This is a genomic window from Enterococcus sp. LJL90, assembly GCF_056924355.1.
Genome location: NZ_JBXPBQ010000001.1, coordinates 722939 through 749323, shown reverse-complemented (window position 1 = coordinate 749323; position 26385 = coordinate 722939). Strand labels below are relative to the sequence as shown.

Annotated in this window: 21 protein-coding genes; 3 read left to right on the top strand and 18 right to left on the bottom strand. The window is 39.9% G+C overall.

Annotated elements, in window-relative coordinates; genetic code table 11:
- Window positions 1–11 precede the first annotated feature (11 nt).
- A complete protein-coding gene (locus AC1Z3S_RS03340) occupies window positions 12–1979 on the top strand; it encodes a HelD family protein (RefSeq protein WP_461739178.1) in 1968 nt (655 codons plus the stop codon).
- Window positions 1980–2065: 86 nt separating this feature from the next.
- Here the strand turns inward: AC1Z3S_RS03340 and AC1Z3S_RS03335 are convergent, their stop codons facing one another.
- A complete protein-coding gene (locus AC1Z3S_RS03335) occupies window positions 2066–2491 on the bottom strand; it encodes an SRPBCC family protein (protein ID WP_461739177.1) in 426 nt (141 codons plus the stop codon).
- 215 nt (window positions 2492–2706) lie between these two features.
- Between AC1Z3S_RS03335 and AC1Z3S_RS03330 the strand changes: the two genes are divergently transcribed.
- Window positions 2707–3324 (top strand): histidine phosphatase family protein, encoded by a 618-nt coding sequence (locus AC1Z3S_RS03330; protein WP_461739176.1) that lies wholly within the window; start codon window positions 2707–2709, stop codon window positions 3322–3324.
- A 30-nt stretch (window positions 3325–3354) separates the two neighbouring features.
- On the opposite strand, the gene AC1Z3S_RS03325 is transcribed toward AC1Z3S_RS03330, so the two are convergent.
- From AC1Z3S_RS03325 to AC1Z3S_RS03280, 10 genes are all read right to left on the bottom strand, one after another.
- Window positions 3355–6111: a hypothetical protein gene (locus AC1Z3S_RS03325; RefSeq protein WP_461739175.1), complete on the bottom strand. Its 2757-nt coding sequence runs from the start codon at window positions 6109–6111 to the stop codon at window positions 3355–3357.
- Window positions 6112–6226: 115 nt separating this feature from the next.
- Window positions 6227–6571 (bottom strand): LPXTG cell wall anchor domain-containing protein, encoded by a 345-nt coding sequence (locus AC1Z3S_RS03320; RefSeq protein WP_461739174.1) that lies wholly within the window; start codon window positions 6569–6571, stop codon window positions 6227–6229.
- Between the two features lie 66 nt (window positions 6572–6637).
- Window positions 6638–7774, bottom strand: coding sequence for a WxLIP family cell surface protein (locus AC1Z3S_RS03315; protein WP_461739173.1), 1137 nt, complete (start codon window positions 7772–7774; stop codon window positions 6638–6640).
- Between the two features lie 22 nt (window positions 7775–7796).
- Window positions 7797–8507: a WxL domain-containing protein gene (locus AC1Z3S_RS03310; protein WP_461739172.1), complete on the bottom strand. Its 711-nt coding sequence runs from the start codon at window positions 8505–8507 to the stop codon at window positions 7797–7799.
- A 19-nt stretch (window positions 8508–8526) separates the two neighbouring features.
- The gene (locus AC1Z3S_RS03305) at window positions 8527–9267 is read right to left on the bottom strand and encodes a WxL domain-containing protein (protein WP_461739171.1); all 741 of its coding nucleotides are present in this window, start codon (window positions 9265–9267) and stop codon (window positions 8527–8529) included.
- Window positions 9268–10142: 875 nt separating this feature from the next.
- Complete coding sequence (locus tag AC1Z3S_RS03300) at window positions 10143–11207, bottom strand: WxLIP family cell surface protein (protein WP_461739170.1); 1065 nt, start codon at window positions 11205–11207, stop codon at window positions 10143–10145.
- Window positions 11208–11300: 93 nt separating this feature from the next.
- On the bottom strand, window positions 11301–11855 hold the full coding sequence (locus AC1Z3S_RS03295) for a hypothetical protein (RefSeq protein ID WP_461739169.1): 555 nt from the start codon (window positions 11853–11855) through the stop codon (window positions 11301–11303).
- A gap of 49 nt (window positions 11856–11904) precedes the next feature.
- The gene (locus AC1Z3S_RS03290; protein WP_461739168.1) at window positions 11905–12453 is read right to left on the bottom strand and encodes a hypothetical protein; all 549 of its coding nucleotides are present in this window, start codon (window positions 12451–12453) and stop codon (window positions 11905–11907) included.
- A complete protein-coding gene (locus tag AC1Z3S_RS03285; protein ID WP_461739167.1) occupies window positions 12437–12712 on the bottom strand; it encodes an LPXTG cell wall anchor domain-containing protein in 276 nt (91 codons plus the stop codon). The genes AC1Z3S_RS03290 and AC1Z3S_RS03285 overlap by 17 nt, the downstream gene beginning before the upstream one ends.
- Before the next feature lie 11 nt (window positions 12713–12723).
- Entirely contained in the window at window positions 12724–14925 is a 2202-nt protein-coding gene (locus AC1Z3S_RS03280) for a lectin-like domain-containing protein (protein WP_461739166.1), read from the bottom strand.
- Between the two features lie 637 nt (window positions 14926–15562).
- Between AC1Z3S_RS03280 and AC1Z3S_RS03275 the strand changes: the two genes are divergently transcribed.
- Window positions 15563–16306, top strand: coding sequence for a TraX family protein (locus AC1Z3S_RS03275; protein WP_461739165.1), 744 nt, complete (start codon window positions 15563–15565; stop codon window positions 16304–16306).
- Window positions 16307–16446: 140 nt separating this feature from the next.
- On the opposite strand, the gene AC1Z3S_RS03270 is transcribed toward AC1Z3S_RS03275, so the two are convergent.
- From AC1Z3S_RS03270 to AC1Z3S_RS03240, 7 genes are all read right to left on the bottom strand, one after another.
- A complete protein-coding gene (locus AC1Z3S_RS03270; RefSeq protein WP_461739164.1) occupies window positions 16447–17133 on the bottom strand; it encodes a hypothetical protein in 687 nt (228 codons plus the stop codon).
- 18 nt (window positions 17134–17151) lie between these two features.
- A complete protein-coding gene (locus AC1Z3S_RS03265) occupies window positions 17152–18192 on the bottom strand; it encodes a WxLIP family cell surface protein (RefSeq protein ID WP_461739163.1) in 1041 nt (346 codons plus the stop codon).
- A gap of 232 nt (window positions 18193–18424) precedes the next feature.
- Window positions 18425–19333 carry a WxL domain-containing protein gene (locus tag AC1Z3S_RS03260; RefSeq protein ID WP_461739162.1) on the bottom strand — a complete coding sequence of 303 codons (909 nt, stop codon included), beginning with the start codon at window positions 19331–19333 and terminating at the stop codon, window positions 18425–18427.
- A gap of 73 nt (window positions 19334–19406) precedes the next feature.
- Window positions 19407–20231 carry a WxL domain-containing protein gene (locus tag AC1Z3S_RS03255; protein WP_461739161.1) on the bottom strand — a complete coding sequence of 275 codons (825 nt, stop codon included), beginning with the start codon at window positions 20229–20231 and terminating at the stop codon, window positions 19407–19409.
- Complete coding sequence (locus tag AC1Z3S_RS03250) at window positions 20228–20578, bottom strand: LPXTG cell wall anchor domain-containing protein (protein ID WP_461739421.1); 351 nt, start codon at window positions 20576–20578, stop codon at window positions 20228–20230. The genes AC1Z3S_RS03255 and AC1Z3S_RS03250 overlap by 4 nt, the downstream gene beginning before the upstream one ends.
- A 387-nt stretch (window positions 20579–20965) precedes the next feature.
- The gene (locus tag AC1Z3S_RS03245; protein ID WP_461739160.1) at window positions 20966–23455 is read right to left on the bottom strand and encodes a WxL domain-containing protein; all 2490 of its coding nucleotides are present in this window, start codon (window positions 23453–23455) and stop codon (window positions 20966–20968) included.
- Window positions 23456–23578: 123 nt separating this feature from the next.
- The gene (locus tag AC1Z3S_RS03240; RefSeq protein WP_461739159.1) at window positions 23579–26359 is read right to left on the bottom strand and encodes a beta strand repeat-containing protein; all 2781 of its coding nucleotides are present in this window, start codon (window positions 26357–26359) and stop codon (window positions 23579–23581) included.
- Window positions 26360–26385 lie beyond the last annotated feature (26 nt).

Below are 26385 nucleotides of genomic sequence, written 5' to 3'. Positions count from 1 at the left end.
GAGGGATGAAGATGACACTTTCAACTGAAAAAAAATATTTAAAAACCGTTGTGCAAACCATCGAAAAGAAAATCGGGAATTTAGAATTATCCCTGCTACAAAACGAGGCTGATTACCGCAGTATTAAAAAATATACGGTAGATTATCGTCATGAACTCGATAAATATGAAGTTTATCATCAGCAGCAAAATCTAAAATTACTGGATTCCCGCAGCATTCTAGAGACGAAACAAACAGAAAAGCTTCATTACCAAAAACAAACGCCTTATTTTGCCAAAGTCGTGTTTCGTTTTTCAGATGAAGCCGAAGCTGACAATTTTTACATTGGTCGTTACGGTCTTTCAGATGATTTTGATCAGCAATACATCTATGATTGGCGGGCACCTATTTCCGCATTATATTATGATTTTGGAACAGGAGACAGCCACTACCAAGTCAATGGCATCAGCTTTACAGGTGAAAATTTAGAAAAAATCCAATTTGATATACAAGCCGGCCAACTGCTAAAAATGTATCCTGTGAAAGAGGGTCTCAGCGATCTTTTTCTAAACGAGACCCTCAACAAAGCTAGCAACCAGCAAATGAAAACAATTATCCAGACGATTCAAAAAGAACAAAATCAGATTATTCGCCAGGCTCCCACCACTGACATCATCATCCAAGGAGTGGCCGGTTCTGGAAAAACGGCCATTGCCCTGCATCGCTTGGCCTATCTACTCTATCAAGAGAGGGAAAATTTAAAATCAGAAAATGTTCTGATTTTATCACCCAATAAAGTGTTTGCTAATTATATTTCTAGCGTCTTACCTGAGCTTGGCGAACACGATTTGCGCCAGCTCTCCTTTGAGGAGCTAGCACTAAAAAACTGCAATCTGACTGTCCATCAGTCATTGCAACAAGAGCTTAGTCAGGTTCTAAATGACCCAGATAGCTCAGAAAGTCAGGTCTACCGTTATAAGCAGTCTGAAAAATTTGCCCTAAGCCTAGAAATTTTTTTAGATAATCAGCGCTCAAAATTGTGGGAAGCACCCCTGATTACCTCTGAATTGACAGCTCCAATTGTCGAATTGCAAAACATATTCTCAGAAGAGGTTCCCCTCTTACGGCTCATTCAAAAAGCCAGCCGTCTATTAACCAAAGACTTCACTGGTAAAAAAAGGCTTCAGCAACAACAGATTATTCAAAAAGAATTCACTAAACGATTAGCCTATTCAGATTCATTGACAAGCTATCAAAAGTTTCTAGCTACGCTGGATAAGAACTTTCATCTCAAGACTAAAATTGTGAAAAGCAGCGACTTATACCCGCTACTCTTCATCGAACATTACTTTACTGGACTTACAGTGGACAAATCAGTTAAATATTTAGTTGTCGATGAGATGCAAGATTATTCGCTGCTACAGTTTAAAATTCTCCAACGATTATTTACTGCCCGCAAAATTTACTGTGGTGACACTCAGCAAACTTTAATTCCTAAAGAACAAGATTTTTTACAACAATTAGCTGGGCTCTTAGATCAACCTAAGCTTTTCTTTTTAAAGAAAAGCTATCGCTCGACTTTTGAAATCATTCAATTTGCTCAAAATTTTCTCCCGCCAAACATGCTTGAACCTCTTGATCGTCACGGAAAACCCGTTTCTCGCCTGCAAAGCTCACAGCCACTTCATCTGCAAATTAAAGAGCAGCTGCGACACTTTGAAAAAGGGCCCTGGCAAACTTGTGGCATTATTTGCCAAAATGCCAATCAAGTCCAAGAGCTAGCCACACAAATAGCTGATAATACTGTTCAGATTGTTACCGAGGATTCTCGTGCAATCACACAACCAATCGTATTATCTAGTCAACAATTTGCAAAAGGTTTAGAATTTGACATGGTTATCTTACCCATGACTCAAGCCAATAATAGCGATTCGCATTTTCTCTATATTGCCGCAACACGGGCTTTACACGAATTAGTGGTACTGGAGGAAAGAAAATAAGGAATCTGCTACTGTTTGTGTACTATTGAAAGTTCACCGTCAGATAGATATTGCCCGGGCATAAATCAGCACAGCCCCGTCGCTAATTATAACTCATCTAGTAGATAACGGCGGGCTTGTTGATAACGCTCGACACGTACAAAATCTTGTGTGGTGAAGTCTTTTGTGTGGGCTGCTTCGATACGCAAAGCAATGCTGGCTAGCGTAATAACCATCGCCAAGTTATTCTTTTTTATCCGCTCTAAATACTCAAAAAGCGTCTCGTCTTCTTTTCTAGTTAGGACTACGACGGCATCAATGACTTTCTGAGGAATAGCTGAAGCTTTCAAGTCAGCGGTTGTCAAAGAAGTATATTCCAAAATATCATGCAGATAAGCTACCGCTTTTTCATTCGGCTTGCTGCATAAGGTCGCCACCGCCTTCGTATGGATAAAATACGGATACCCCTGATTGTCTACTTGATTGTGGTAGGCTTCTTTGGCAATTCTTTCTGCGACTTCAACAAAATCCACTTAAAACTCCTCCTTCATAAATTTAGGTATTTGAAAAATCAAACTAGATATTTATAAACACTTTCATTAAGACATTAATAAAGTTCTGGATGTTCCCACTGACAATCAATTCTATAGTTCTTTTGAAAAAAATAAACTGCTAGCATTTCTAAAAAAGACTAGTAAAATTATCAGTATATGTAACTTGCTTAATTAAAAACTAGGAGGTTTCAGAAATGAAAAAAACATTTTACTTAATGCGCCACGCTCAGACGCTTTTTAATGTACGGAAAAAAATCCAAGGGTGGTGTGATGCACCTTTAACTGAACTGGGTCGAGAACAAGCAACCTTAGCTGGTGAATATATCAAAAAAGCCAACCTAAATTTTGATAAATTATACAGCTCTACATCTGAAAGAGCCTGTGACACACTGGAAATTATCACCAATCAGCCCTATACACGCCTTAAAGGTCTAAAAGAATGGAATTTTGGACTTTTTGAAGGCGAAAGCGAAGACTTAAATCCCCCATTACCTTATCGTGATTTTTTTGCAAACTACGGCGGCGAAGAGGAAAAAGAATTCCAACAGCGAACTGTCCAAACCTGTGAACAACTAATGAGTGATCCTGATGTCACGACAGTTTTAGCCATGAGCCATGGTGCTTTTTGCGGTCAGTTCAGGAAATACTGGGACGACCACAGTATTCCCGAACTGCGCAGAGACGCTGACATTCCCTTCAATAAAAAAAGGATTGGCAACTGTGCCATCTTTAAATATGACTATGAGGATGGAATTTTTTCTTTAAGCGCCATTATCAACGATGAAGCCCAAACTTTATTCCTAAATCAATAGAGTGAGCTCTCCTCTACAACCGACACTTATTTAATTGACTTCGGTGACAAAAGTCCAGTTTAGCGTGGCTGTATAGTTGCCATGCTGACTGGCCCCGAAGGTGTTGATTGTGAAACCATTCCGCTGATTGGTTGGCGTAGTTGATAACTTATCTGCTAATGTCCAACTATCAGAAATCGTGATTCCAGCACTTGCATCACCATCTGCCGCTCCATTGAAAACCGTAAAGGAAGCAGCGCTGATACCATTAGCTTGACCTTCTTTGTAATAATTCAAGGCTCCCTTTAGCGTTTTCCCCTGTTGAGCATCTTCTAAATCAGTTCCCTGTACCTTTAATGCCCAGTCAGTCATATTGGTATTATTTCTGACTGACAGCTTACCATCGACGGCTTCGGGAAAATAGACCTGCTCTTGAAATTTGGTCTTTTGGATACCAAAACCAATCCCCTTAGGAATTTCAAACTCTGGTGTAATCGCTAAGTAATGATAGTTAATATCAGTTTGACCGGCAATAAGTTTATTTAGACTGAAGACGACTGTTTCCTGCAATGAGAACTGTTCTAGGTCATCGTTCACTGTTACATATTCAAACAGCCAACTAGCATTGTTAAGGGCATAGTCCTTCAGACTAATACTATAACTATTTGCCGTTAAATTAGTATCCTTAATTGTGATTTCTTGTGCCTTATGGATTGGGCTTAAGTTATTATCCAAATAATTCATTCTGATTTTATATTCGTTTGGAGCTACTGAAATTATTTGGCTAACAACCTCTGACTCCAATTGAAATTCATCAATTGCCTTAATCGAAATGGTATGCTCACCGATTTCATCGACAGAATCAAAGACTAAATCAGGATAAGCAAACGGAATTTCCTCTCCTAAAATTGGATTCTCGATTGTCGCAAATTTTTGGTAGGCCCCATTATCTAAAGAATAATACAAGTCAAGCGTAGCGGATTCAACTGAATGAACCGTTCCAGTCAATTGACCAACTTCTCGTAGTTTTAGGTTTGTTGAGTTATCGTCAGCAAGTTTAATGAGAGGCGGTTCAAATTTTTGGAGGACATTTAGAGTTGCTGAGTTAATAGTCCCAACACCACCGCCAGCTTCGGTTGACGCTGTAGCGGTGCCGTTAAAGTAGACCGGCCAGTCTTCATTCAGATGATTCATCAGCTCATCCAAAGGCACTTCATTCCCATCATCATCCTTTGTTGTTTGCTCAATCGTCAATTGTCGATTCTCATCATGGGTGATATCTGATTTTTTAAAAAAGTCAATCACTCGGACAAAGCGGTTATCTTGTCCTCCCTTTAGACTATGGGTTGAATCATTTAATTCACCATAGGTCATCAATAAGTCTTTGTGAACCAATGTCAAATCCCGTTCCTTAAAATCTGAGCCAGGTAAAACCTGAGTATAAGTTTCACCTAAATTTTCTTGAAATTCTGTAGTTAAATATTTCCCTGTGCTATCTAATTGAGACTTCGTATTAAAACTTTTTAATGGGTCAATATTCCACCCTTGAAGTGAGACCTCTGATGAGACTTCGTGATTGCGATCAATTGGGGAAAAATAGGTACTCCAAGTGGTAAGCTGATTATTGGGTACTGGATTTTTATCCATCATTGAGCGTAAAAAATAAGCATCCTGCATCTGATACTTGGAACGTCCAAGTGTCGTCTCCGGTGAAAGCATCACGTCTCGATCCAAATAGTAAAACGTCCAGTTCAGCTTATTACTCGGCTCTGGCGGGAAAGTTCCTCTGGTCAAGACTTTCTCAGGACTGTCATCAGCACCAATAAAGAGAGTGGGATCATCTTGGCGCTCTATGTTTAAGTCCTTAATTTCTTGAGTCGTCAGATTTCCTTTGTAACGATCCATGTTAATCTCAGCATAGGAGGCAGCATGTCCTTGAATATTTCCCAACTGATTGTGGCCCAAGGCAACTGCTAAATTAAGACCGGTAACTTGCAAATCAAAAGCAGCTTTGTCGTTTGAGTTCATGCTAGTATAAGCTTCAGTCGTTTTAAAATAGTTAATATCTAATCCGCGAATTAAAATGTAAAAAGCGTTTGGATCTTCCTTACTCCAGCGAGTATACTCCGGTGCCCAAGTAAGGGGGAAATGCGCTTCAACAAATGGAAGAGCCCCCACAGAGATACCGAACGCATTGACATCAAACTTTGAACTAGCCCCTGAATTTACCCAATTGATTGCTAATGCCATCGAACGAGCATCGACACCAATCGGAAATTCAACCCGCACATACGCACCATAATTTCCTGTCATAAAATCATTTGCAGCATCTGTGGTTGGGTCAACTATCCCTCTCCTATTTATGGTAGCAGTCAAGGGAACAATCCCAGTCCCTCGCCACACTCCGCCTTTAAAGGGTTCTGCCGGATTTGCTGGTTGATAATCCGTCCGAAAATTAGCGGCCGGGTCATTTATCCAACCAGGAGTTCGTTTGACAATATTCATGGCTGAGATATTGTTATAGCTATTAGATCTACTTAACCAATAATCATTGCCGTCTTTCTCTGTATACTTAGTCTCCATTAGGCTGGTCAAGTAAATCCCAATCAGGTTTCCATCCTCATCATATTCCTCTTCTAATTTACCAACATCAGGATTTTTGCTTCTTTGCCCTAAAGTCAAATCAGGTGGGAATTCGGTGCCTAAATTATATTTTTGATACTCTTCGGCGGCAGCTGTTGACAATGGAAAAGCTGCCATGAAGATTGAAATACAAGCAGCAATCAACAATTTATATTTTCTTTCCATTTATCCCTTCCTTTACTTTTTTAAACATTGTTTTGTAACTTTATTCCCTTCACACATGATTCAAAGTAATCCGCGTTGAAAATTGTCAAGCTCATCTTCAACACCCACTTGCTGTTCATTCTCGGAAGCTTTCCTCAAAGTCTCGTTTTCTCGCTACAATCAGATAAAGCAAAATCCCTGTTAGTATCACGACACCAAATACTGTGAGGCGAATCATGACCTGTTCACCGGTTTTCGGCAATTTACCACTTTCTGATGTCTGATTTGTTGTTATTTGTCTAACAGGAGTTGGATTTCCCTGTGGTCCTTCCGGCTCATTAGGCTGGGGAGCTTGAATATCTGCAAATTCAGTAAACTTAATTGAACCCGAAGTTGTGGTAGCTGACACAGCTAGTGGCTGAAGGAACCCACACATAACTATGAATAGTAGTGGGCAACACAGGATAAAAAATCTCTTCAACACTCGGCACCTCCTTATTTCGGATTTAAAGGCAACGTCTTTCGGCAGGAACCCTTTTCCCTACTGTCAAGTACTCTTAAGCTTGCGAGCTGATTTATTTTTTGTTTTTTGTTTCATCTGCAATCTTTTTTTGCGCAGCTTTTCTTTTCTTTTTTTGCGGTGATACAGAATAATCAACAGAATAATCAGCAATAGTATCAAAATGGCAAGAAGAAAAATCAACAACCAATTTAAGCTCTCCTCTGGCGACTGCGGATCATTTATTGCCCCTGCCGTGAGAGCTCGAACTTCATTTTCTGTAATAGTGAAGTTCTCTGTCCATTCCCATGTTTTTTCTGGCCATTTTTGATCTGTAGTGGTGGCAATAATATGCATGGAATATTTGCCGGCTGTCATCGGCAAATCATTGTAAAAAATCGGAAACGAATAGTTAGAATTTGGTGCCATGATCAAATTGCTGATTTCATTTTCATATAAAATTTCAAATTGATCGCGCTTCATAACCTCTGCTTTCACATTTAGGTTGGATAAGACAGCCGGCTGGTCATTTTGAAGATTAGCGTTAATTACTTTGCGATGATTGTTTAAGTCAGTCGTGATATTGAGCAAATTTAAATTTGGTTCGGCTATCTCCTGATTAACTGTCAGCTTAATGGCCAGTGCATAACTGTACATATTATTGATTGAGATACCCTCACCACTAGATTCTGTTACTTCTTGCCCCTCTTTTACAAAGTACCACGAGCCTAAATAGACACCATCGGGAATATCTTCGGGAACCTGAATCATAACAGTTACTTCCTTTGAGCCTTGAGGTGGAATCACAGCATCAATATCTGATGCTACTATTTCAGTGAAATCACTTACCATAAAATTCAAGCTCTTGTCATACTCTTCAGCCTGATCGGTATAACTGATTTCACCATTAGCATTTGTGTACGTTGTAAAAATATCAGAATGGACTGTGATTTCTGCTGATTCAGAATTTTGGATTCGCGCCTGAATACTGCGAGTTTCCCCCGGTGTCACTAGAAGATCATAATAAGAACTTGATTCTGAAACCTGCGCCCCTTCTGGATTGATTTTCTGGACGCTGTAGCCTACGCTCTGCTCTTTAGAGGTGGCTGTTACTGTTACAAATGGAAAAAAGCAACAACAGATTAAGATTAGCAACTGAAGTATTCCAAAATTCTGTTTTCGCATACTCAAAACTCCTTATAGGTAATCAGCTATAGACATTAGCCGTTAAAGTCCAAGTAATCGTTGAAGTATAGGCCAGCTTTCTCGCAGTCCCTGCAGGAACACTCAACTTCACATCTTGAGCATTCCAAGTATTGACAGAAGTTGCTTTGCCTAAGTTTTCGGCGGCAGCTACGCCAAATACTGTTAAGCTTGCTGCACCATTTTTATCTGAGCCATCAGTCGTCAACGTACCACCTCTTGTAGAGATATTGTCTACCTCTGCGGGGCCAGTATTACTGTTGCGAGGTGTCCCTGATGGCAAAATCAATGTTGCCCCCTCCAAAACATTTGTCCCACCATCTGTAAAAGGGGCCGCTTTGACACTGACACTCCAGCCGTTTACATCAATTCGATTATCTGTTACCTGTAAATAATTGTACTTATTCACACTTTTAGGTTGATTGTTATACGTCTGTATAAAAGATGAAATTTTTTGAGTTCCAAAATCAAATTGCCGTGGTACAACGTCCAATGATAAAGGCCCTTTATTGCCAGTCTCTTTATTATCCTCGCTGTTATCTCCAGGATCTGGAAGACTTGGATCTGTTGGATCAACAGGATCTGTCGGATCCGTATTTTCAGCAAAAGTGATGTCCCCAGCCGTACTCCCTAAGGAACTTGCTGATACTGGCACAGCTAACCCCACACTCAATGCCCCAATGAGCACAAAACTGACTGCTTTTCTATATTTCATATTTTTCTCCCCTTTTCCTTTAAATTGTCGGTCCGGCTGTTAAGGACCACTCTACATTGTTCGTATAATCGCCAGTTTTAGCCACTCCAGCTGGAATGGTTAATGCTACCTCACTAGCTTTCCAAAGCATCGTTGAAGTCCCTTTCCCTTTACTGAAAGTCGTAGTATCAGGAGCGAAAATCGTCAGAGCAGCATTGGTAATCTCTACCCCCGTAGCGCCAACTACTGTGTAGCTACTGTCAACAGCACTTGAATCAACATTCAGACTGTTGCGGGCTGCCGCTTGAGGCAATTTAATCCGAGCCCCGGTAAGTTCATGACCACCAGCAGAAATCAGATCATGGTCTTGCTTTACAGTAACATTCCAGCCTCTATCTGATCCGCCATCCACCGCTTCTCGATTGTCAGTAACCTGTACGTATTGCTGATTTCGCTTCTGAGGGTCGGTCGTCACCACTCCTGTGTAGGTATGTGTATCTTGGTACATTTTTTGGGTACCAAAATCAAAAGCACGGGGAGCGACATCTAATGACAATGGTCCGGCATTCCCTGTCCCTGGATTATCTGGATCTTCAGGTTCAATCGGTTCTTTTGGATCAGTTGGATCTTTCGGCTCAGTTGGATCATCATTCTCTTCCAGTACGATACTCCCTTCCGTGTTTTTAACGGAGGGTAGCGACGATGCATATGCCGGAACCGCCATCATTAATACCATTCCACTCAATAAAACTCCTGCAACCATCTTCTTTGACATTTTCATATACCAGTTCTCCTTTTAATTTTTTTATATCTGCTGAATAAAAATTCAGAAAATACCAACAAAATCCTTTTTTAAGAATAAATATGAAATTCACCATTTTAAAATAGACATTTCAAAGATTTAAGAAAGCGGATACATAAATTACCAACATAAGTTGCTTCAAAACAAAAAAAATGTTAACTGTTTTACGTGAATATACATATACTTTTTTGGATAAAATAATTATTTTTTATTTTTATATAACATATTTTATGATATAATAATTAAAACAACTTATTAGATTCCTCATTTATAGCTTACAACAATTATCAAAAAAATCAAACAAATACTAAATTAGAAAGAGTTATACAAAAATACCTCCTACCATTATTTTTTTTCATTTCACTTGATTCAAAATAATTAGATAACTAAAATATTAAATAAAAATACAACGATAATAATAATAGACATGACTGAGTCAGATCGAATTATAAAACTCAATGAAATTTTTTCGACAAAAGGAGGGAATTTCACTTTTAAGAAAAACTTTAATTTTTCTTTATAATTCATGTTTTTTTTAAATAAAAAAGAAGATTAATGTTCGTGAACAACAGATTTAACAAATTTTTTTATACATTTTTAATATCTCTTCTAGAATTTTTCTTATTTCGACAAATTAGCTAGCAAATCCATTTATATGTTTCCATCGATAGTGCTCTACCAACTTCAACCTAAAAAAAAATCAAAAAAAGACTGTGAAAACTTGATAGTAGTTTCACAGTCTTGATTTTTCTATAGAGAAAGTTAAGTTTGAACTTTTTAGATGAAGAAACTCAACTTATATTTATTTGTAACAAAGATTTTTCAATTGAAGCTCTTATATAATTCATCGTTCTCTACCGTTGATCACTCTCGTCTTTTTTTCGCCGTTTTGCCAAAATCAGCCAGATGATAAAGAGCAAAACAATCGCTGTCATTGCCCCTATGACAATGAAGACCCAGATAGGCAATCTTTGGGTATTTACTTCATCAACAGTGACTGAATTAATCTCTTGTGCCTGTTGTTCAGTAATCGTGAACGCCTCATCAAACTCCCAGACGTTTCCCTTGGCATCGCCAACAGTCAAAGCCAAACGATAGTCGCCAGCCTCAAGGGCTTGATTGTCCCAGTCAATTGCAAATCCGTAAGTGGAATTCGGTGCCATTTGCATATTATTATCGTAATCAACACTGCGAACAATTTCATTATCAGCAAGATTGTAAACATCCGCATGATAAACCAAATGACCAAATGCATCCATTGTAGGATTTTGAAGAGTAGCAACAACGCTGGTATTGCCAAAGGAAATCGCTGGCTCCACCGATAGCAAGTTAAGTTCTCGAGTTACTGCTTGATCATTTTCCGTTAATTTCAATCCTAAAATATATCCGTAGCTATTGCTAATCCCACTGGAGTCATCATCCTGCTCTTTTATTACTTGGATTGCAGCCAAAATTTGACCGGCGTATTCTTCCGCTGGCATTTTTAACTCAATTGGGACGGTTGCTGAACTATTGGCCGCTACAGTTACAGAATTATCAACAGTTGCTATGTCAGAAATCGCATATTTTAAGGAATCATCCAATTGCGCATCAGCATCAGAGTAATCAATAAATCCCTGAGTATTCGTGTAGGCTTGGTTAATAGATAGCGCAAAAGTTGTTTCTTCAGAAGAAGTGTTATTGATAACAAATTGAATGGTTTGCTCTTGACTTGGTTCCATCCGTAGGTTGAAAAAAGAATCCTGATCATTTACTTGATTTTCCGGGAGAATGGCTTGGATATTATAGCCTACTTCAGTTGTATTCTGAGCGCTACTCGTATCAGTAGACACATCGCTTGAAGCTGCCATCACAAATGTGGGCAGGCTCAACGCAAACAATAAACTAGCCCCCAGAAAAATTTTTTTTAATTGGTTCATTTTTTACTACTCCTTAATATGTACATAAAACTGTGATACAACAAAAAAATGGGTTTCTGCTGTATCACAGATAGCTGCTGAACTAGCCGGTGATTATTCAGCAGTCGAGGTATTGACTAAGCTATAGTTAACCGTGCCGCTTAATTGGTCGCCAACTTCCAAAAGATTGGTGCCATCTGAAAATGAAATGCCCAAACCAGTAACAGCTTCGGAAATTTCACCGGTGCTACTACCGTCTCCAGACATCACTACTCCATCAACACCAGTTACAATATCTGTTCCATTAATTGTGAAGGATCTAACTTTAAAATCGCCTTTAGAATTGGTAATCTTATTATCTACCAACGAGGCTTTGACACTCCAGCTTTGTGTGGTTGAACCGTTTAAAACGACGATTTCCCCTGCATCTGAGACTAGATTAGTCGTTGTCAGTACATAAGTTTGATTCTGTAGTGTGGTTTTAAAATTGTAGTTTTCTGGTACTGATTTCAAAACTAGTAGAGGGTTTTCGGTGGTATCATCAATGATTTCAACTGCTGTCCCTGTTTGACCTGATTGGACCATGGTACTAGCATTTGCTGAAACCGCTCCAATTGAAAAAGTTACTGCTCCTGCTAAAACTGTTCCAAATAATACTTTCTTATTCATTTTTCTTCCTCCAAATGTTTTTTTCTATAATAAAGGTTATTTATTATCACTATTGTGGTTCTGAAATATTGACTAGATTAATAGTTTGAACACCATGGTACTCACCAATAGGGAGTCCTCCAGGCAATACCAACTGAATCGCCTCTTTTGAAATTCGATATTGATACTCCTCAGTGTTGGTTGAATATACTTCCACTAACGTACCTTTTTGATTTTCTAAAAGACTTGTACCATAACTTTCATAGGTTAGACCTTCAGCTAGATCACTGGTCAACTGCCCTTCTCCCAAATTAATTTGCAAGCCGTATTCAGTTTGATTAGTAAAAGCTGTTAGCTGATATTGGATACTCCAAGGAGTGTCTCGATTCAGGCGGGTATCCTTAACCTTGATAATCAAATCTCCCGTTGCCGTAACCAATCGTTCATCTGAACTTTTAATATAGCTGCCAAAAGTCGGCGGAATAACTTCGGTCAAAGTTAAAGGGTTCTCAACAATCGTGATAGTCAAATCACTACTGGCCTCGGCTTCTTCTCCTAAAGAAAGTATGCCCATTATTACAAGGCTAAACAAGCAAGCGAATTTATAATTTCTTAGCATGTCGTCGCCTCCTATTTAAAACCAATATCAACCATAGTCCTAATGTAAAAATTCCTAAAAATACTAATACTCCTGATAACAATTCATTAGTAGAAGGCAGTTGAAAATGCCCGCCAGTGGATTCTTCTATTATCTGAAAAGTAATTTCCTGTTGATTACTAGCGGCAATCTCTTGTCCAAGAGCTGCGGCTTTTTCTGGAATAAAAAATAAGCAGACTAGCACTAAAAGACATGCTCCCTTGATAATTATTTTTTTCATTTGGCCACTCCTTATTCCGGGCTGGCAGTATCATATAGCTGCCATAGAACTTTTAGCTGCCCACTGTAATCGCCAACTGATAGATAGTCATCACTTTGCAACAGAATTCCAGTAGTATTTTGCCAACTTTCTGAATAAGTGTAGCCCTCGCTATCTTTATTAGCAGAAGTGTTATCCATCACCAAGGTCGTTTTGTCGCTGAGGGGGGTTGCCATATCCGTTGCTTGATTTTTCCAGACTAAGGTAAATAAATCCCCTGAACTGCCACTTACAGTTGCACCGACTGACCAATCATGCCCTGCTTGCCGGCTGTCTAACACTCTTAAAGTCAAAGAATTGTCAGCATCTCGTATTAGTTCGCCCTTTGATAAGGCTACCGTCCTGTTGGTCCAGCTTAGAAGCTCTGGTGCTTCAAGCAAACTCAGCCGACCTGTCACAGAAATAGTCAAATTCAAGCTGGCTCTTTGCAGCTGATACTGTTGGGTCTTTGTATCAAATCGATAGACTGTTAAGGTAAAATTGTTAGTCCCATAATCAAGATTTTCTGCCGGGATTGTTAGGCTGTTTTCCATAAACTCTTGATTTCCAGTCGTCTGGGCTGTTGTTACAGCGATTACTGTTTCATTTTGCAGTAAACGAAACTGGAGCTGGTCGGCGACATCATCATCTTGCCAATAAAAGAGTTGTTCCAAACCATCATTGATATTTGACATATCCTCCTCAAGACTCAGGCTTTCCTGTAGCGTCTCTGCCTGCCAAGATAATTGAGTTGGACTATCGGCCTTCACTATCCAAAAATATGTTGCTGACCCTTGAAAGGTTAACGCCGCAGTCTTTCCTACTTCAGTTGCGATTACATTGCTGTTGACTTCAACTTGGTGTTCATCCGTAATTTCTTTTGTCGCAACTTGAAAACTCAAGCGTATTTCACTATTACTTCGTACTTGTAAATTAGGAAACTGGACAATAATACTGCCAGTTTCAGAGTTGACCTCAGCTGTTCCAGCAGTTTCTACCTGCGTGCTTATGTCCGTTGCTGTAATATTCATCACAGACTGATTTCCAGTTAAATCAATCACTGCGGGATCTAATACAACATTCCAAGAGTTTAAAGTAACTGAGGCTTCACCAGTTACTGCAAAATCAGAGACAATCTTGACCGTTTCACCGGCAGTAACATTTTTTTCTGCTGAAGCAGCAGCTTGTGCCACGCTGATTGACTCCTGAGCATCATTCAAAACATCATTAGTCACAGAGCCTTGCAATTCAACTGGTGGTTGGGTGAAAACAAATTGAGTTTTTCCAGAAGCTGCGCCGTTTGCAGCAGTAAATCCCCAATAAGCAGTGTAATCATTTTCCTCCAGATTTAACTCCTCCACCAAATCCTGCCATGGAATCTGTGTGACAGCCGTCTTGATTTCTGTCACTGGATTTTCTAGATAATAACTAAAAATATTCGTTTCTTTGTCAAAAGCATAACGAAACTCGTACCATGTATTATCCCGTACATTGGTACTAATGGTTCCATTTAAAGCAATTAAACTATTGTGCTTTGTAGCGACTCTATGGGGATCACCACCACCGAAGATTGGCGTCAAAACAAACCAGTTATCAGTTGTTTCTCCCAGAGTACCAATCGGCTGATAACCTTTACTGCTACTCCCAGGAAAAGTGTATGCCATATGGGGTGTTTGATTCGAATTCAGCTGAATATCATAGGCTGCTGGTCGGCCGTTGTTATAATTTAAATCAAATTCAATAGCTACTGAGTTTTGAATCGCCCGATAATCTGGTGTGCGAGTAACCCAATTTGGAAAAAGCGAGCTACTGATGTTTTCTCGATAGGCATTTGTTGATCCATAAACTCCTAAATTTTGACCATCTGCTGCTGGATTATCTGCAGAAGTTAATGCTGTCGTACCGCTTGAATCATTATGCATCACAAAAGCAAATCCATCGGCAGCCTGATTGGCATCCCCAAAATTAACGTATGTACGTCCTTCAAAGGATTGATTGAAGTTTAATTTATAATCATCATCTGACCAAATAGAGGTAAAGTTCTCACTACCGCTTAAAGAAATAATCGAATAGGGCAAGCCGTTGTTATCTGTCGGTTCAGTTACTGTTTCAACAATTGCACCAATGCCACTACTGGCATTAGGGGAGGCAAAAAGTCCATCGATTGTAATAGCCCCTTTAGGAATTTCTGTCATACCCGCTCCTGAAGCTTGAGTACTCACACTAGAATTTTGCGAGCTTGTTGATACTCCTGAGATAATTTGGCTGTCTAATTCCGCAGCATTAGTTGAAGAGAGAGGTAGTAAGCACAGCAAGCAAAAAAGAAAAAGCCTTAAGCTGGCTTTTTTTATTTTTTTGAAAAAATTACACACTATAATCACCAGCCCAATCATTTTCGTCGAAGCAAACAGAATAATACATCATTTTAGATAAAAATGATGTATTTTGAAGCAACAAAAAGAATTTTCTAATTTTTTGATTTAAAAACATATTTTTGTATCAAACGATTAATTAAAATGGATAAAAATAAGTTATTTGATTTCGTTACAATCACCGGCTCGATATAAAAATGAACATTATTTCAATCATCAATATTTTGTCATTTTCGACAGCCTTTTCTAAATCATGTTAAATAAGTGCATTTCACTATCAAAATATTTAACAATCAGAAAATCTTCACTTAGATTAAAAATTTCTAATAAATTTAGTTCCAAAAATTTATAATCCAAATTTGAATTCACTCCAAAAAATCAAAAATAATATCTGTATCACCATGAAAATTTCAGTTTTCATGGTTTCATTTATGCTAAAATATTACTGGGAGGACGAAGAATGAAAAAAATTAATGGTTTTACTCTGAAAATAATTGCAATTATTGCTATGTTAATTAATCACATCGGCGGTGGTTTTGCCCCGTGGATTATTCCCCAGTCTGTGGGCTTGTACGAGGCAACACTCTGGATTGGCCGCTTGACCTTTCCCATCATGGCCTTTATGGTGGCAGAAGGGTTCCATTACACCCGTAACAAGTGGAAATACCTCGGTAGGATGGCGCTATTCTGGGGAATTTCTATTTATCCCTTTTATCTGCTATTCCATTCCACTTCAAGGGAATTCCAACTTGTTGATTTAGTTAATAACATCTTTTTCACTTTGATGATTGGACTTTTACTGATAATCATTTGTGATATGGTCCAGCTGCTTTGGCTAGAGATTCCTTTAGCCTTCGTATTTGCCCTGTTGACTTATTTTTCTGATTGGGGCTTTATGGGGGTTCTGACTATCTACGGCTTTTATCGGATTAAAAATGACCTGCTGCGAAAAACGGTGCCAATCATTTATACATGCGCTATTTTCTTTTATCAGATGTACACTGAGCTGTATTTGGTCAATCCCCTCGGCTATCCGATGGGCATCATCATGACTGCATGGGGCGGTCTATTAGTTATCCCACTACTGCTGATGTACAATGGCAAACGCGGTTATTCTCCTGCTTGGATGAAATGGGGCTTTTACTTGTTTTATCCGGTACATTTAATTGTGTTGGTAGTTATCCGCAATATCTTTTTCTTGTAAACAATTGCATTTCTGAAAAATTACGACACTGACAGTTGCTAGGTCAGTGTCGTTTTTTGATAAAGCAAAAAAGGTTGCAAACAAAATCATTTTCGACTTTGTTTGCAACCTATGTTTTAGAAAACAGATGTACTAATTTGTTACTCTTGTTCTTGTTCGCTAATTTGATTATCAATAGCTGCTTGGTCCACTTGATAATAACTATAAGCAGCTTCTTCTAATGCTTTAATTTTTTCAATATCATTTTCGTATGTAGCTACTAGTTCCGTGTTACCATAGAAGGAATCAATCTCTCGACTGGCATTCATGCCTAACTCGCCTACCGCTGCATAATATTTGTTCAACACAGTTTGTCCCTCAACTGTGTTTGCGGTATTTGCCATCTTACTGCCATATGTTGCTAAGCTTGTGGTCAAATAACGTATGTTTCTTGAAACAGCATCTTGCTCAGCAGACTCATTCCCAGAGGCCTGTATTTGTGTTTCAAAATCCCTCAATAGTAAATAAGATTGAACAACTAGTTCAGAGTCTGTTTCTGATAAATTCGTTGATTGATAGTAGGTAGCGTAAGCTGTTCCCCCACCTGTTAAACTAGCTAATACTAGAAAGATAATTAAAAACTTTAACGAGGATTTACGACCTGCTATTAATTCTTTGCGCCTTTTCATTAAAAGCCGTCGTTTTTTTTTATTTTTAGGTCCTTTAGTAGGCAAGTTACGCAATTTTTTTCGGCGTATAAAAAATTGAATCAAGTTGAAGACAACTAGTATACCAAAAATAATAGTAATGGCAATGCCTATAAGTACCCCCCACTCTAACAATGTCATAGCTATCCTCCGTTTACCTTACTCGCCACTCTTTTTTTTCTTACGTTTCTTAGCTTTTTCAGCATCTTCCTTTTTCTTATTATTTTTCTTAATTTGTCTGATGACTAAGAAAGCTAATCCTAGAAGAACAACCACTCCACCAACAATCGCTACAATTAACCGCCAATCAACGCCACGGTCCTGTACTAAACCGACATCTAATTGGTTATACTCATCTGCCTCTTCCTCAGTAATCTCAAAATCCTCTGTAAACTCCCAAGTTTGCCCACCTGCATAAGCAGTCACATGAGCTGTGTATAATCCAGCGACCATCCGATCTCCATTCATGCTCACTGGATAATTAATGTAGCTATTGGGCGCCATACTCATCGCCGTGCTACGAGACTCCCACAGAACCTCCTCGCTATCAGATTGAGTAATTTGCGCATCAATTGTTAAACCAGCAACATAGGTAGCAATTACATTAGACAAGCTTACGTAAATTGTATTGCGGTAATTTTGTGTTGATGCGTAGGCTGTTCGAAACTGTAAATCAGGTTGTAACTCAACTTCATTTTCACGCAGTAAAAAAGATATCGCATAAGCATAAGCGTTCTCTACTTGGCTGCCACCTTCTTCTAATGTGCTGCTATCTGTTGTTTGCTCAACTTGCGGTGTCAATGTCAAGCCACCAGCAACAACTCCATCATAAGCAGCTTCTGGCATTTGAATAGAAATTTCCAATTGTGTTACTCCACCACCAGGAACTTCAATTGATTCTGGTCCTGTGACAATATCCACAAAATCATTGACCAAGGAAGCATCATTTTCAATATTATAATTCCCATATTCGATGCCACCACTACGATTAGTTTTAGCTGAATTATACGATAAATCAAGTATAACGGAATTTTCATTTTTGTTTTCAATATTAATTGAAACAGTCTGCTGCTGATTCGGAGTCATCATTAAATCAAAATAACTAATTCCGGTGTTTAGTTGATTATCTGGAAATACTGGTGAAATTTGAATGCTACTAGGATTTGACTGACCACTGCTACTTGTTGTCGCCTCGGCCACTAAATTATTCCCTAATAAAAAAAATAAACTAAATAAAAAAAAAAAAACTAAATCCCCCAAAAAAACTTATCTTTTTTTGTTTCATCATATTTTTACCTGCCATTTTATTATTATAATATTATTTTATCAATATAATATCTGTATTTCAAACGTTTTATGTACTTTTTTCATGATAAATAGCGAAACTGATGGAGAAAACTCCACCAGTTTCAAAATTTAAATGAATTTTTTATTAAGGAGCTGTTGGAGTGTAAGTGTAGTTCATTGTCCATGTAATTTGAGCTACATAATCACCAATGGCCATTTTTGCAGACGTAGCTGCCGGGATATTTAAGATTACAGAGTTAGCAGCTGTTCCCGCGACACCACCAGTACCAGTGTAAGCATCACTTTGTCCAAATTCTAAAGTAAAGTTACCACCACCTTGACCAGCAGCAGCCGTTACGATAGTTTGAGAATCTGCAATAGATGTACCAGCAGAGTCCCCATCAATTCCTAAAGTAAAGGTAGATACTGGAGTTAAACCACCTGTAGTAGAACCGGTGTCTGCATCAGGACGAGTTGCAATCAATGGGTTAGTGTAAGTCAGTGTTGACCCAGTTAAAGCTACTGCATCTGCTCCCGTACCTTGAGTAAATTGTTGAGTTAATTTAGCTGAAATAGTATAACCTGCGTCAGCACCAGTTAAATCTCCCCAGGTAACTAGATGTCCCCGAGTAACTTCAGTTGCTGTAGGTTGCCAGATATACTCATCACCACTTGTAGGATCAGTTGGATCATAAGCAGGGTTCAAAACATATTCAGTTGTATTTCCTACAAAAGCTGCAGCAGGAATTTTTTGTGCTGAACTAGAAACTTTGATTGTTCCAAATTTTAATTTAGAAACATTCGTTAATCCGATACTTCCTGGATCAACAGTTGGTTTTTCTAAATCTGGATTATTTGGATCGATACTTTTATCTGGATCTTCCGGGTCAACCACTGGATCAGTATCTGGATCAAGAATACCTGCCTCAACAGTTACTGTACCGCTATTTTCGATAGAATGTGATCCACCTGATGCACTTGCTGCAACTGGTGCAACTGTTGCTACTCCCAATACTGCTAATAAAGCAGCCGCACTTAATGTTCTTACTTTCATTTTTCTTCCTCCTAAAAAAATTGTTTTTTTATTTACAAATGGGTTGCCCCAAAATGCCAAAATTTAAATTTTGTTACGATGGCCCAGCAACCAATGTCCATCTAAGGGTTGTCGTATACTGAACCGGATAAACTTTTGTATTGTTTGGTACATTCAACTGAATTGCTGAGTTGCTGAAAGCTTGTTTACTATAGGTCGAATCCATAACAGGTTGCTCGTCAGCACTCACTAAAGGAGATAAAGTGCCGTTGGTATCATTGCTTGAATAACCTGCTGAACCACCAAAAGCAATTGTCCAGACACCTTTCCCCTCACCTTCTCCAGCAATAGCTACTGTGTAGTTTGCACCAATTTCGAGAATCTCAATCGCTTCATTCGTAATCTCAATATTTCCAGGATCTTCATTACTATTGGTATTAGCCCATCCCTTTGTGAAAGATAGAGTCGCTCCTAGTAATTCTTGTTCCTGAGGATTTTGAATAACGCTATTGTAAAATTGGTTTTCTTGTTTAACTTGCAGTTGCCAACCTGATACATCCTCACGGTAGTCGCTAATCTGAACGTAATATCCGCGAGGTTCAGTTTCAGAATGGAAAAGTTGCGCTAAAGAGTTATAAGTTCTGTCGGTAACACTAATCTTTTCCAATCCAAATGCCAGGTCGGAAATAAAATCAATTCTTAACGGTCCTGATGTCGAATAACCCGCTCCTGGATCAACATTATCAGTTGGATTTTCAGGATCAATTAAATCGGATGCTTCCGGCCCAATAACCTTAACAGATCCGCTATTACCCAAACTGTGTGAAGCTGCTGTAGCCTGTACTGAAGTTCCACCAATCACAAATGACGAAAGTATCACAAGTGTCACGACAGTCAAACGTTTACTTAATTTCTTCATGATTGGCCCTCCTCTTCTTTATCTTTGTCTTTTTTCCTGCGATAAAGGAAAAGAAGTAAGACTGCCAGTATTACTACACCGCCAATAAAGCTAAAGTTGCGAACCATTTCACCAGTTTGCGGAAGCTTTCCGCCACCCGTTGAAGGTAACTCATTTGAACTACTTTCTGAAGTACTGGACGATGATGAAGCCACTGGCTCACTCGAGTCTTCATAAAATGTAATACCACCTTGAACAGTTACTTGGCCACCAGCCCCATCTGATGCTAATACTTTTTGTACCTCTCCACAGAAACCAAGCAACAAAACAAATAATCCAATGAAGAGGACTAATTTTTTACTTTTCATTTCATCCACTCTTCCCTCCCAACCTTACTGTTCCCTTAAGACATCACTTCCTGCAGCAGTTAATGGAAAATTCATTTTTGTGTTCCTGCAGAAGTCAGACAACCAACAAGCAGCCTCCCTTCAATGAAATGATGAGCCTCTCTAGTTACATAAGAGTTGTATATTAAGTGTGAATAAACACACTTGATAACTTTATAAGCTTATATTATTTATATCTACATATACATTTTAACTTATTTGGTTATTTTTTTAAACAAAAAGCGTAAAAAAAATTAGGCAGAATGATTCAAAAACAAAAATAACGTTATATTCATACCTTTTTCATCACAATCCATTTTTGCAGACTCCTGAGGAAGGAGGCCCCCCTCAGGGTTTACAAGTAGGAAATTAAGGAGTATAGGTCAAGGTCCATTCTAGCGTACCGCTGTATGAACCTGTCCGTTGAGCATCACTAGGCAGAGTCAGCTGAATCCCTTTTTCACCGTTTGTCCAATCAGAAGTCACATCATAATTTTCAGTATAATCAGCCGTGCCAGACAAACCATTACTAGCAGTTAAAATAGAAATTCCTGTCGCAGTAATTGCTTCTGGTGTGGTTGTGGCAGAATTTTGATAGTAAATCATTTCAGATAACGTACGATTGCTAGTAGTATCCGTCAAAGGCGTTATTTCTTTAACAGATAAGTCCCAGGTCAGATTATCTCCCCGAGTATCCGTGACAACAATATCTGTCGAACCAGGCGCTGTCCATTCAGGATCTGCCGGCGTTTCGCTAGCATCGTAGACCCTTCTAGTTGGCCAATAGGTTTGCGTAGTCCCTGTCACTTCTTGGTTACCAAAATCAAAGACATCGGTAACTTGAGAAAGATACAGGTATCCCATTACTCGAACTGTTACTGGTTTAGTCAAAGTCCGTTCGGTAAATTCACCTGTGTAAGTCGCCGTATAGCTGACGGGGACGTCGGCTGGTCCAGTGACACTACTAACATCGGTAATATATTGCGGATCCATGGTCGCTTCAGTTTCAAGGCCATCGCTGGCTAAAATTGTAAATGGATTAGTTACTGCATCAATTTCTGATCTATCAGTAACTGCTTGAGCTTCTGCCAGAGTCATCTGTCCGTCATGGGCATAGATAGCAAAGTCCAATTCATCAGCAATCACTGCACTATCAGGCACAACGACTATATTCCACGTACCGCTATCCTCGTTAACTGGGTTGGACTCATGATCTTGAATGTGATACCCAACTGGTATCGTCATGCTATAGGTGTCCTCTGCTAAACCAGCCTGGAGTGCATCTAAATCAGCTTGACTCAAAGTAGTAGTTAAGAATGGCCGGCCAAAAATAGATTGAATACTTTGAACAGCTGCTTCATCAGTTAGAGTAGCTGCTTGCGTTTCGGTGACAATGACATTACGTCCTGTCAGCTCAAGCTGATTAGAAAACACAATATCAATGGCATAGCTGTATTCATTGGCATCTGTACCCGTATTAGCGCCCATTGTCCACGTGACTGAATCGCTAGTTAGCTGCTCATCAATCGTTTCATCATACAGCGGTTCTGCTACTTTGGTTGAATCTATCGTTCCAAGTCTTAGCCATGAACCCGTTGGATCATCTGGATTAAAGGTCAACGTTGGATAAATCGCAGCAGAATTTAAAATCGGAATAATCAATCGACCTGTTGAGGCTTCGACACCAGCCGCCACTGTCGCAATTGCTCGAATATCACCAGTTGGAGCAATATCACTGGCCAGCACTGCCTCGGTCACATCATGACTAATCAAACCGGTACCGGCACTGAGCACAGCTGGTGTTCCCGCCGGATCTGGATTGTTATCTGGCGACACGTCATAATCAATGACTGAGCCTGGAATCATAATCCCAAATTCTCGATGACTAGAAGCAGTAGAACTGGCGTTGGTGACCAAATCATTATCCCCAACGAAGGTTTTCCCTGTAGCGTCATCAGAACCGACGAAGTTCAACGGAGTAATATCACTGGCCACACCCGTTCGTGGTGTTGTGCCATCAGCCTCGGTCGACGTAAAGGTCAACACTTGATAAGCGTTGGCAGAACCAAAGTAACTACCTGTAGAAGCAACTGTACCGGAACCGCCCGATTGCATGTGCCAGGTCAGCCTATCTGTATCATTTGTCATTGCTACACTCGAGAGATTAATCTTCCCATTACCGGCAGGAGGATAGATATTACCCTCGCCAGTAACGGTCAAATCACCTGATGATATGAAGGCACTAGAGGATGTAACCCCTATACCAGAGCCATCTTCAATCGTGACATCGCCAAATTTATCGTATTGATTGTAGTGTAGATTTGCCGTGGCATTGACACCATTTTTAATACTTCCGTAACCCGCTAAGGCTGTAAAGCCATTTTGCACGGCTAGACTGGTAAAGTTGACTAAACCAGTAGAATTACTAGAAGTCCCAAAAGAAATATCTTTTTGGGCTTCATCAGTAACGTCAGCAGGTTTAACAGCGTATCCAGTCAACGGATTTTCTGGTAATTCAGTCCCTAATTTGACATCGACATAACGAGAGATAGTGCCACTGTTATAGGAAATTGTATTATTGATACTGTCGGCAGCGTTTCCTCCTGATAAAGCACCGATTGATCCAGCTCGTAGCACATTGATATCGACATTTTTTTGAAGATAGTTGTAATTATTAACATTTCGGTATTGTGATGCATAAAGATTCCCAATTGAAGAATCCGGCGCATCAATGTTCATCACGATATTTTCTACTCTGGAATTAGTGCTTCCAGCTACTGTCGCAGGTCCACCATCACCGTACAGGCTAGCGCCATTGAGCAAGTCACTACCCGCTTTAGTATAAACATTTAAGGTCACTGTACTAGACCCATCAGCTTTCCCGATGGTATTGACAGTCGTACTTGTCCAACTAGTACTGCTACTAAAAGCACGTCCCCCAGTGATATTGGTCGTATTAGGCAGAGCAAAATTTTCGGCCTCTCATAAGTCTAGTGTGAGCGACACATCACCATAGATATGCCCACTATGTGTTGCCCCACCGGAAAAGCCTGTATATCCATGACTTGGATAGCCATCAAAGCGCCCATCCGTTACAACTGTGTTGGTATTGCCAAAGATATAGTGACTCGTTGCACTGTCTTGATAACCATAAGTACCACCAATCGCACAGTTAATCACACCGCCATTTGAAATAGCATACACGTCGCCAAACATCGCCCAGTCACCCCAACCGCCGCCAGAGAAGAAGAAATTAATTTCTCCGTTATTCATGACAGCTGTTGAATTCCCATAATGGCGTACCATGCGGTAGCCGGAGCCTTCAAGAGTATCGACTAAACCACCGTTTAATGTGATGGTACTATTCCCTTCATGAACACCCCCAAAGTTTGAGCCATACGTCCAGCGAGCTAAAACATTGTTGTGGGTTAAGCTGGAATCGCCATAGAGGTAGGAGCCGTATCTTTCACCTTCAGCCTCGCCGGTTCCGCCAACAATATCAAAGGCCCCATAGCTGTAGGTCCTTAGACTAGTACGCCCACCACCACTACCAGATACTAAATAGGCGAAATTTTGCATTATGTTGTTGGCTGCATTATCGTAATAACTAATATCCGTTGTTTGGTTGCGTACGAAGTTGTAGCCACCAGCCCTCGCATCTTGCCCCGCTCCGTAGATAATGCCGGTCGAAATCGAGGTATCTCCCTCAATATAACCACCATAGCCACCAGCTCTCATGTAACCTGTTTGATCGGCAGCATTTGACATACTGCCACCGAGGGCATGAGAAGTCACATTACCATATACTCGATTTGTAGCATTTGATTCAGCTATGGCACGTCTTTGCTCGGCAGAATAGCCATCGTATGTCGTCGCATACACACCATTATCCACATCCGTAGAGTTCAAGTTAGTATCTTGACCAACTCCAGCTGCTCCCAGACCCGTCTGATTCAAAGTCGAAGACAAGGTGGCGCTAGTTCCGTTGTAGCCTGTAATAGATCCATTATTATAGCGGCCGGCCCGAGTTACATTTAGGATGTCTGCATAGACTACACCTCTCACTCGATTGACTCCACTGTAATAAAAATTCCCGTCTGTATATAACGAGGTATCCAAAATTGTCGTAACTTGCCGACGATTGGTGCTCGAACCGACATTCGCAGAGTTCCCGACGCCTGAAAACTGGGTATTTGAATACTGCCCGTACCCAGCGATTAAAGTGCTAATATCACCATTGATCGTACCTGTTGCAGAACCACCGAAAAACCCTTGGGTGGTAGTATTTGTTCCAGTAATATCAAAGCTAGATGAGGTAGAACGGATAAAGTTGGAGACATTCCCATTAACGGTACCGCTCTGTGTTCCACCAAATATACTTTGTACATTTCTTAGGCTATAGATTTTCAGACTGGTATTTCCGGTAATTGTGGCTCCTGGTTGACCACCATAAATTGAGCCTGAAATATTGCCACCAATATTATGTATAGCTATATTGGTATTACCGACAACATCATAAGAATCATTCCCGCCTTTGATATTAGCGACTGCTCCGCTTGTGTTGTAAATTGTTACATTGGTATTTCCGGTGAAGGTATTTGCTCCTGATCCGCCGGTTACGTTATTGATGGCACCACTGGTATTGTTAATGGTCAAATAGGAATTTCCGGTAAAGTCACCCCAGTTATTCCCGCCATATAAATTCCACGTACCTGAGCCAGTCGAAGAAACTGTTACAGCTACATCATCAGTTGCCGTGATAGCTGTGCCATCACTTGTACCACCAAAGACATATGCCGCTCTGTCTCCCCAAGAACCACCACCCAGATATAAGCTGTTCCCATTGGCAGCAAGATTTGTCACTCCGCCATACCAAATATTTCTAATTTCAACATTAGTCCCGAAGTTTAACGTCGTACCCGCAGTGAATGTAAGTCGATTACTTACAGAAGTTGCCGGTGCTGAAGTCGCCGGTGTATCGGTAACATTATCTGCTGTATTCCCCGTAATCGTTAAACTACCTATCTTATTTTGCAGTGAATAGAAAGACACGTCAGCATAGGAAGTTGCCGTTGTTGTTCTATTCCCTACAGAGGAAGGCACAGTTCCTGTCGCTCCCCCAACATACAAAACATAGTCTACATCTGGGCTTCCATTTGCATAAAGATCATACAGAGCCTGCCGAAAGTTATCTGCAGAAACGGTATACCTGTTAAATTCTGTATATGAACTACCGTCATAGCCGTAGACAATTAGATTACCCGAAGTAGGCGAAGCCGTCGAAATTGATGGCACACGACTTGTTGACCCTGTCGTTTGGCCATATTCATACATATCCGTTGAACCCTCAGCCCCTTGAGCTGCGGTCACTGCCGTAAAGACCGCTTCATCCCCTGCATAAAATCCTTGTCTTAACAATGTCGCAGGTGAGTACGTGGTACCCACAACTAGTTCATTAGGATGCAAAGTAGTTAAAGCATCAAATCTCGAAGTTAAGTTCCAACCGACAAAACTTGCGCTGTCGGTACTTTCAAATAACGGCAATTCCATAGTCTCGATTGCCTCTAAATCTACTTGGACTACTCTTTCAGTCGTCCCATCATCAAAAGGATAGTCTGCTGTCGTCCGGAAAGTCACAGTTGCAAAATCATCTCCATTAGCAGCCTCGGTTACCTCCGTCTCTTGAAATACATTGGCAATGCCTAACCCACCAACGGCCAGCATGATTGCCAAAAAACCAACGATAATTCTTTTCAGTTTCATTATTAACCCCCCGTACACATTTTCTT